This is a genomic window from Paraburkholderia madseniana (genome assembly GCF_009690905.1).
Taxonomy (GTDB): domain Bacteria; phylum Pseudomonadota; class Gammaproteobacteria; order Burkholderiales; family Burkholderiaceae; genus Paraburkholderia; species Paraburkholderia madseniana.
This window is the reverse complement of sequence record NZ_VOSW01000066.1, coordinates 44,609-52,502: the sequence shown is the minus strand read 5'-3', so window position 1 is coordinate 52,502 and position 7,894 is coordinate 44,609. Positions and strand designations below refer to the sequence as shown.

General features: G+C 61.8%; 4 protein-coding genes. 2 read left to right on the top strand and 2 right to left on the bottom strand.

Translation table 11 applies throughout. The features are described from left to right. Positions 1-210 precede the first annotated feature (210 nt). Both FSO04_RS29845 and FSO04_RS29840 read right to left on the bottom strand, forming a co-directional pair. A complete protein-coding gene (locus FSO04_RS29845; RefSeq protein WP_154565218.1) occupies positions 211-2,367 on the bottom strand; it encodes a phosphocholine-specific phospholipase C in 2,157 nt (718 codons plus the stop codon). Between the two features lie 63 nt (positions 2,368-2,430). Then, positions 2,431-2,745 carry a hypothetical protein gene (locus tag FSO04_RS29840; RefSeq protein WP_154565217.1) on the bottom strand — a complete coding sequence of 105 codons (315 nt, stop codon included), beginning with the start codon at positions 2,743-2,745 and terminating at the stop codon, positions 2,431-2,433. Positions 2,746-2,955: 210 nt separating this feature from the next. On the opposite strand from FSO04_RS29840, the gene FSO04_RS29835 reads away from it, so the two are divergent. After that, complete coding sequence (locus FSO04_RS29835) at positions 2,956-5,034, top strand: amylo-alpha-1,6-glucosidase (RefSeq protein WP_154565216.1); 2,079 nt, start codon at positions 2,956-2,958, stop codon at positions 5,032-5,034. A gap of 51 nt (positions 5,035-5,085) precedes the next feature. Then, positions 5,086-7,893 (top strand): MGH1-like glycoside hydrolase domain-containing protein, encoded by a 2,808-nt coding sequence (locus FSO04_RS29830; protein WP_154565215.1) that lies wholly within the window; start codon positions 5,086-5,088, stop codon positions 7,891-7,893. The last annotated feature ends 1 nt before the right edge of the window (position 7,894 follow it).

Genomic DNA, 7,894 nt, shown 5'->3' with positions numbered 1-7,894 from the left:
CGGCTGTCGAAAGCGCTTCAACAGCAGACGAAAGTATAAGCGCGCCACTTTCTTAAAATTCACTTTGCTAAGCTAACTATTAAGTTTTGGCCATTCGGCATAAGACCGTTCTAATTTTCTTTCGACGTAATAGCCTCACGCAACTGAGCCTCGATCAGGCGACTCAACAAAGCAGCCACCCAATCGAAGCCCGGTCCCCATCACGCGCCCTTAATTCACCACCAACACCGGCGCCACAGCCGCCGGATCACTAATACTCGGCCGCCCATTCTCAACGTGCCCAGCCAAACGACGCGAGAAGCTAGCGTCGTCGTTACTCGTCACCGTCAAGTCATACCAGTGATGGCTCGACGCCAGCACCCAGGCCTCTTCGATATGCGCCTCCGCCGGCACCAGCACCGGACGCGTCCGCGCCCCATACGCGTTGTCGGTAACCGTCAAGCGCGCAACACTGCCGCCCTTGTTGCTGAACTTCAGAAACACATTGCCGTTCGCCACATCGTATTGCACCTTGATCTCTGGCTGTGCGGGCTTGCCGTTGCCATGTCCGCCCAAGGCTGCCTGTACCGTTTGCGCCGTCGCCGGTTGCGTATTACCCGCAAACTTACGCACGAAGCCATTAGGCCCAAACACTTCAAACGCATACACGCCGTTCGTCGTCGTCAGGTCAAAGCTTTCATTGAGCGACTTGCCGGCCTCGACGGTATAACGCCACGGACCATCCGTGCGATTCGTCGAGTACACGTAGAAATGCGCGCCTTGATCGCCGCTATTGGCAAGCACGATCTCGAACGTGTTCTTCTTTACATCCGCGTGACCGTTCACGTGCAACTCATACGGCAGCGCACGGGCGAAACGGATACCGCTTTCCTGCGGGTCAATTGCGCCGAGCGTCGTGGGCACAGTCGGCTTCGGCTGCGTCGCGCACTGGTTGTCGGCGATGCTCTTGTAGTTGCTCGTGTCCGGCAGCGGCGGCACCTTCGAGTCCGGCGTGCGGAAGTCGAACGCCGTGGTCAGGTCACCGCATACAGCGCGGCGCCATTGCGTGATATTCGGCTCATACACACCAAAGCGCGTCTCGATGAAGCGAATCACCGACGTGTGATCGAACACCTGCGAGCACACAAAACCACCCTTGCTCCACGGCGATACGATCGTCATCGGCACGCGCGGGCCGAGACCGTACGGTAGACCGTCCGCGGTGTAGCTGCCGCCACGCGCCGGATTCACCACGTTGTGAATTTCACCATCGGTGCTGACCGTCGACTGGCCTTGCGCCGGTGTCGTCGCCGGTTGCGGCGGCACGAGGTGGTCGAAGAAGCCGTCGTTCTCGTCGTACATGATGAACAGCACGGTCTTGCTCCACACTTCGGGATTCGACGTCAATGCATCGAGAATCTGCGAGGTGTATTCCGCCCCGTATGCGGGCGTATAGCTCGGGTGCTCGGAGTACGCAGCCGGCGGGCACAACCACGACACTTGCGGCAGCTTGTTGGCCAGCACGTCGGCCTTCAGGTCATCGATGGTGCGCACGGTTTGCGCGCGCTCATACAACGGCGAACCCGGCTGCGCGTTGATGAAGTTCGCGAAGTTCTGCAGGACGTTGGTGCCGTAGTTGCCATTCAACGGATCGGCGCCCGTCAAACCCTGCTGATACACCTGCCACGAAATCCCCGCGGCTTGCAGGCGTTCCGGGTACGTGGTCCACGAGAGCAATTGATAATTCGGCGGACCGTCGCCGTCGACGAAATCGTTGTTGTCGAGCAGCGGACCGCCCAGCGTGCCGGTCGGATCGACCATACCGGTCATCAGATACGAACGGTTCGGGTGTGTCGGTCCCGGCAGCGAGCAGAAGTAGGCGTCGCAGATCGTGAATGCATCGGCCAGCGCGTAATGGAACGGAATGTCGCTGCGCAGGTGATAGCCCATCGTCATGTCGGTCTTGTTCGCGGGCCACTGGTCGTAGCGGCCGCCGTCGATGGCGGCATGCGTCTTATACCAGGTATGGTCAAGATCGCCGACGCATTGCGCGCTGGTCGTCGCCGTGTTCAGATGGAACGGCAGCACCGGCTGGGTCGGGTCTTCCTTCGACGGTTGATACCACACCGGCTTGCCGCCCGGCAGCGGAATCGGGAAGCGGTCGTTGTAACCACGTACGCCGCGCAGGTGGCCGAAGTAGTGGTCGAACGAACGGTTCTCCTGCATGAACACGACGATGTGCTCGACATCGCGGATGGTGCCGGTGCGCGAAAACGCGGGCACGGCAAGCGCATTGCGAATGGACTCGGGCAGCGCGGTCAGCGCGGCGGCAGCGCCGGCGGATGAAGCCACGGTCTGCAGGAAACGGCGACGGCTATTTGATGTCATCGAATATCACCTTCTGCGGGTGGGGAAAGAATAGCGCGCCTCGCGCGCGCCGGAGGAGTCAGGTCAGTTGCTGTTGGCGTTGTCGCCCGGTGCGTAATGCATCACGGGCGTGACTTGCTGGCTGTCGGCAGCGAGGCTGGCTTGCATGTTTTGTGTGATCGGGTCGGACGCGGCGGCAGGGCCGGCTGCGAGTGGCGCTGATGCGTTGAGCATCCCCGCCACGGGAACTGTCGTGGCGTTTTGCGCGACAGCATTATTAGCGGCGGTTGGCGATGAAGACGTCGAGGCCGAGCCGGAGTCATCGGCGCCGCAACCGCTCAACGCGAAAGTTGCGAGCGCAACGAAAACGGCGCTGGCCAGGCGGGTGTCTGTTCTCATGTCTGCATCCAATGTGTGGCGGCGGATGCAGTCTCCATTCCTTTCGAGAAATAATTGTGAAACGTTTGCGAGTGGATAGACTTGCGTCGCAATGTCGGCTGGTAGAAAGGAAATGGAAAGCAGTAAGCAGGAGAATGGTCACGTTAGCGCCATACGGCTGAAGCCTTGGCACACCGAACGATTTGCGGCTTTGTATACCTTGGCAGCGCCATGACACGCATCGAAAGACCTTTCGACATCACGCGTCTCGAAGACGAATGGCTCGAAGCAGACGGCTTCGGCGGCTTCGCTTCGGGAACCGTCGGCACACTGCGCACGCGCCGCTATCACGCGTTGCTGCTCACGGCTACGCGCGCGCCTGGCGGGCGCGTGGTACTGGTTAACGGGGTGGAAGCGTGGCTCGAAGCGGACGGCCAGCGTTATCCGTTGAGCATGCAGCGGTATGTGCCGGACGTGATCTATCCCGACCTGACAGCGAGTCTTCTCGCGTTCGACACCGACCCGTGGCCGACATGGCGTTTGCAACTCGATCCGCAGAAAACGCTGATAGCGGAAGTGTTCGTGAGCAAGGCGACGCGCGAAACGGTTTTGCGTTGGCGGCTGGAAGGTTCTGAGGCGGCTTCTGGCGCGGGTGCGTTCACCCTGAAAGTCCGGCCCTTGCTCTCCGGGCGCGATTACCATGCACTGCACCACGAAAACTCCGCGTTCAATTTCAACGTGCAGACGAGCAGCGATCAGGCGTGCACGAGTTGGCAGCCTTATGGCGACCTGCCGGTCGTTAATGCGGCGACCAATGGCGTCTACACGCACGCGCCTGATTGGTATCGAAACTTCTGCTACGTTCGCGAGCGCGAGCGTGGCCTCGACTTCAGCGAAGACTTGGCAACGCCCGGCGTGTTCAGCTTCAATCTCGCCGATGGCGAAGCAGTGATGATCCTCAGCGCGTCGATCGCATGCTCAGCATCCGTGTCGGAGCCGTCCTCAGTATCCGCGTCGGAGCCGGCAGGTACGAAGGCAGTCGCCGACTATGCAGCAGAGTCGGCCGGCACCGGCAACCGTGTAACGAAGCCGGCAGGCGTGAACCTAGCCCCCCACGCAACGGAACTCGCAAACATCGAACAGCAGCGCCGCAGCGCACTCGGCTCACGTCTGCAACGTTCCGCCGATGCCTACCTCGTTGCCCGCAACGAAGGCCGCACGATCCTCGCCGGCTTTCCATGGTTCACCGATTGGGGCCGCGACACGTTCATCGCCATGCGCGGCTTGCTGATCGCAACGGGGCGCCTCGACGAAGCCGAAGCGATCCTGCTCGAATGGTCGGGCACCTTGTCCGAAGGCATGCTGCCGAATCGCTTTCCCGACTACGGTGACACCCCTGAATACAACTCCGTCGATGCATCGTTATGGTTCGTCATCGCCGTCCACGACTATCTGGCGACGACCCACGCAAAAGCCGACACCCGAACGCGCCTGCAGCAGGCGGTCGAAACCATCCTCGCGGGCTACACGAACGGCACGCGCTTCAACATCAAAGCCTCCACCGACGACGGCCTCCTGAGCGCCGGCGTCCCCGGTGTACAACTCACGTGGATGGACGCAAAGGTCGGCGATTGGGTGGTCACGCCGCGCATCGGCAAACCCGTGGAAGTACAGGCGCTCTGGATCAACGCATTGCGCATTGCAGCAACGTGGAATCCGCAGTGGCAGCCACCTGCGGAGCGAGCGTTGCAAGCGTTTCATGAACGTTTTACCGATCCGGCGACGCAAGCGCTCGTCGATAACGTCGACGTGGATTTCGTGAAAGGTGCGGTTGACCGCTCAATCCGCCCAAATCAGATCTTCGCCGTAGGCGGCCTGCCGTTTCCGTTACTCGAAGACGCGGCGGCGCGCGCGGTGGTCGATCAGGTCGAAGCGCACTTGCTCACGCCGCTTGGCCTCAGAACGCTCGCCCCGTCCGATCCTGCCTACCGCGGGCACTACGGCGGCACGCCGCTGGAGCGCGATGGTGCCTATCATCAAGGGACGGTCTGGCCATGGCTGCTAGGCCCATTCGTCGAAGCGTGGCTGCGGGTTCACGGCGCCGAGCCGGATGCCCGTACACAAGCCAAAGCGCGCTTTCTCGACCCGCTGTACGCGCATCTCGATCACGCCGGCTTCGACCATCTCTCCGAAATCGCCGACGGCGACGCGCCGCACACGCCCGCCGGCACGCCGTTTCAGGCGTGGTCGCTGGGGGAGTTGCTGCGCATCGAAAACCTGCTTGCCCGATTGGAGTCCATCGCCCCTTAAACCGCGCTACGATGTGAGTCCCACCGCCAGGCCCGACGCAAGGACGTAGTCATGCCACCGCTGCGCGCTGCCAATCTGCTCGATACGATCGAAGGTTCCCGCCTGCACTCCGCCGACTGTGCCCATTGGCAACGCTGGGGGCCGTATCTCAGCGAGCGTCAGTGGGGCACGGTGCGCGAGGATTACAGCGCGGATGGCACCGCCTGGGACTCTTTCCCCCACGACCACGCACGCAGCCGCGCTTACCGTTGGGGCGAAGACGGCATCGCCGGTTTCGGCGACGACAAACTGAGCTGGTGCGTGTCGCTCGCGCTTTGGAACCGGAAAGACCCGATCCTGAAGGAACGTCTGTTCGGCCTCACCAACGCGCAGGGCAATCACGGCGAGGACGTGAAAGAGCTGTACTTCTACGTCGACGGCACGCCGACGCATTCGTATATGCGGATGCTCTACAAGTACCCGCACGCCGCCTTTCCGTACGACGACCTCGTGCAGGAAAACGCGCGGCGTGGCGGCGACATGCCGGAATACGAAATTCTCGACACCGGCGTGTTCGACGATTGCTGTTACTTCGACGTGCAGGTTGAGTACGCGAAGCATGCGCCCGACGACATCCTGATGCGCGTGACGATCGAGAATCGCGCGGACGAGCCGGCTTCGCTCGACGTGCTGCCGCAGATCTGGGCGCGCAATTCGTGGTCGTGGAAGGAGAACAAGGACAAGCCGTCGCTGGTCGCCGGCAAGGACCACAACGGTGAAGTCCATTTGATCGGCAAGCAGCATGGCCATGAGCCGATCGTCGTGACAGCGTGGTCGAAAGACGCGCCGCAGATGGCTTGGCTGTTCTGCGAGAACGACACCAACGTTAAGCGTCTGTTCAACATGGAGGGTGCCGGGCCGTTCAAGGACGGCTTCAACGACTACCTCGTCCACGGCGACGAGCAGGCGGTCCGTCGCGATGCCGGCACCAAGGCGGGTGCGCATGCTTCGATTGAACTCGGCCCGCATGGCCGCGCCGTGGTGCACCTGCGCTGGCGTCCGCAGTCGGCGCCCGACGACACGCAACTCGATGCGGATGCGGTGTTCGCTCACCGCATCGCCGAGGCCGATGAATTCTATGGCGCGCTGCAACACGAAATCGACGATCCCGATGCACGCCTCGTGCAGCGACAGGCGCTCGCCGGCATGCTGTGGTCCAAGCAGTACTACCAGTACGACGTGCAGCGCTGGCTTGACGGCGATCCGCTGCAACCCACGCCACCTGGGTCCCGCAAACGCGGCCGCAATGCGGACTGGCGGCATCTGTGCAACGCGGACATCGTGTCGATGCCCGACAAGTGGGAATACCCGTGGTACGCGTCATGGGACCTGGCGTTTCATGCGGCCGCGTTCGCGCTGATCGATCCCGCGTTTGCCAAGCGTCAATTGCTGCTGCTGGTGAAGGACCGCTATCAGCATCCAAACGGCCAGATACCGGCCTACGAATGGGCGCTCGGCGACGCAAATCCGCCTGTGCATGCTTGGGCCGCGTGGCGCGTCTATGAAATCGACCGTGCGCTGACCGGCAAAGCGGATCGCGATTTTCTGGAACTCGTATTTCACAAGCTCCTGCTGAACTTCACGTGGTGGGTGAACCGCAAGGATGCGGACGGCCGCAACGTTTTTCAGGGCGGCTTTCTCGGGTTGGACAACGTCGGTATCTTCGACCGCTCGTCGCCGTTACCGACCGGCGGTCACATCGATCAAGCCGACGGCACCGCATGGATGGCCGCATACGCGCTCGACCTGATGCGGATCGCGCTCGAACTCGCGTACGCGAACCCCGTGTTCGTCGATATCGGCGTGAAGTTTTTCGAGCACTTCCTGTATATCGCCGAGGCAGTGAGTTGCGACGACGGTTGCGATACCGGTCTATGGGACAGCGAAGACGAATTCTTCTACGACAAATTGCGCCTGCCCGACGGCAGCAATATTCCGATGCGCCTGCGCTCGATCGTCGGCCTGATTCCGCTTTTCGCGGTGCACGTGCTTGAAGAGCGTTTGCATGGTCACTTGCCGGGTCTGCGCGAGCGGCTCGTCTGGTTCCTCGAACACCGCCCCGATCTGGCGAAGCTGGTTTCGCGCTGGAACGAGCCCGGCAAGGGCAATGCGTTGCTGCTCTCGCTGCTGCGCGGGCATCGGATGAAAGCGTTGCTGCGCCGGGCGCTCGACGAAAGCGAATTCCTCTCCGATCACGGCGTGCGGGCGCTGTCGCGATTCCATCGCGACCATCCGTTCGAGTTCAACCACAACGGCACCAGCGTCACCGTCAAGTATCTGCCGGCCGAATCCGACACACGGGTGTTCGGCGGCAATTCGAACTGGCGCGGACCGGTATGGATGCCGGTGAACTATCTGTTGATTGAATCGCTGTACGAATTTCATCGTTACTACGGCGATAGCTTCCGCGTCGAATATCCGACCGGCTCAGGGCAGAAGTTTTCGCTCAGCGAAATTGGTGACGAATTGGCGCGCCGGGCGACCACATTGTTCCTGAAGGACAAAAATGGCGAACGTCCGGTGATGGGCGCGTATCCACTTTTGCAGGCCGACCCGCGTTCGCGTGACCTCGTGCTGTTCCATGAGTACTTCCATGGCGACAACGGGCGTGGTGTGGGTGCTTCGCATCAAACCGGCTGGAGCGGCTTGGTGGCGCTGCTTCTGCAACCGCGGGCGATGGGCGCATCCGGCAATGTGCCGCTGGCTGGCGAGCCGGACCGGGCACCGATGCCGACGTCGACTTCGGCGCCTGCTCCGGCATACACACCCGAGTCCGCGCCCGAACCTGCGCCTGCGCTAGTAACGGCGGTGACCAAGTAGC